This is a genomic window from Hydrogenispora ethanolica (genome assembly GCF_004340685.1).
GTDB lineage: Bacteria > Bacillota > UBA4882 > UBA8346 > UBA8346 > Hydrogenispora > Hydrogenispora ethanolica.
In genome coordinates this window covers 1-1,320 of the sequence record NZ_SLUN01000094.1, presented here as the reverse complement: position 1 = coordinate 1,320, position 1,320 = coordinate 1, and the positions used below count along the sequence as shown (strand labels likewise).

General features: G+C 39.1%; 1 protein-coding gene. It reads left to right on the top strand.

Annotated elements, in window-relative coordinates:
• Positions 1 to 134: 134 nt before the first annotated feature.
• A complete protein-coding gene (locus EDC14_RS26430) occupies positions 135 to 1,307 on the top strand; it encodes an IS4 family transposase (RefSeq protein ID WP_132018429.1) in 1,173 nt (390 codons plus the stop codon).
• The last annotated feature ends 13 nt before the right edge of the window (positions 1,308 to 1,320 follow it).

Genomic DNA, 1,320 nt, shown 5'->3' with positions numbered 1-1,320 from the left:
TCACTACTGTCCGGTTAACGAACACAAGCAACCTTGGGAACCCTTGAAACCATTGATGAAAACACGCATCTGAAAATTTTTCGATTTGAATTCCGTTCATGATACTCTGTTAATAAAGAACTAATGGAGTATCAATGAACATTGAGAAAACGGTTTTTGCACAATTACTGTCATTCATACCGCGATATGAATTTGATAAATGCGTAACTCGGTACAAAGGAAACTATAGAGTCAAGACATTTACCTGTTGGGAACAGTTTATCGTCATGTGTTTTGCCCAATTAACCTATCGGGATAGCCTTCGCGACATCGAAACCTGTTTACATGCGATGCAGACTAAGCTATACCATGTCGGTCTACGAAGCAAAATCGCGAGAAGCACCATCGCTGATGCTAATGAATCAAGAGACTGGCATATCTTCGCTGATTTCTGTCATTTCTTGATTGGGTGGGCTGAAAAGCTATACCATGACGACGACAATTTTAAGCTCGAATTGAAAAACGCTGTTTATGCCGTGGACAGCACGACGATTGATTTGTGTCTTTCGCTGTTTCCATGGGCCAAGTTCCGGAAAAACAAAGGAGCTGTCAAGCTCCATACCCAGCTTAACTTAAAGACCTTATTACCTAAAGACATTGAGATTACCGATGGTCTCTGCCATGATGTCAACATCTTGGATCGAATCATTTTTGAACTCAATTCCATTTATGTGTTAGACCGGGGATATGTTGATTTTCAAAGATTGTATACCATCCATACGGGTAAAGCGTACTTTGTCATTCGGGCCAAAAAGAACCTTCGGTTCAAGCGGATCATTTCCAACAAAGTCGATAAAGCAACAGGCGTTCAATGCGATCAAATCATCAAATTGGCAGGAACGGTTGTTTCAAAAGACTATCCCGAAAGAATTAGACGGGTTAAATACCGCGACTCCCAGACTAATCAGGTATTTGTTTACTTGACAAACCATTTTGAATTGGCTCCGGAAATTATCGCGGAGTTGTATAAAAACCGTTGGAAAATCGAGCTCTTTTTCAAGTGGATTAAACAGCATCTCAAAATCAAGGCCTTTTATGGCACGTCAGTCAATGCAGTATTTACACAAATATGGATCGCAATTTCAGCTTACGTGCTGGTTGCCATCGTCAAAAAATTATTGAAGTTAGATCATAGTCTGTATACAGTTTTACAAATTCTTAGCGTCTGTTTATTTGAAAAAACTCAGTTAAATCAAGTATTTTTAAAATCCAATTTCAATATTTCAGACCCTACTATCGACAAACAGTTAATTCTATTCGATTCTTAACCGGACAGTAGTG

Coding starts and splice junctions, on each gene's coding strand:
- EDC14_RS26430 (WP_132018429.1), top strand. CDS start 135: ATGAACATTGAGAAAACGGTTTTTGCACAATTACTGTCATTCATACCG.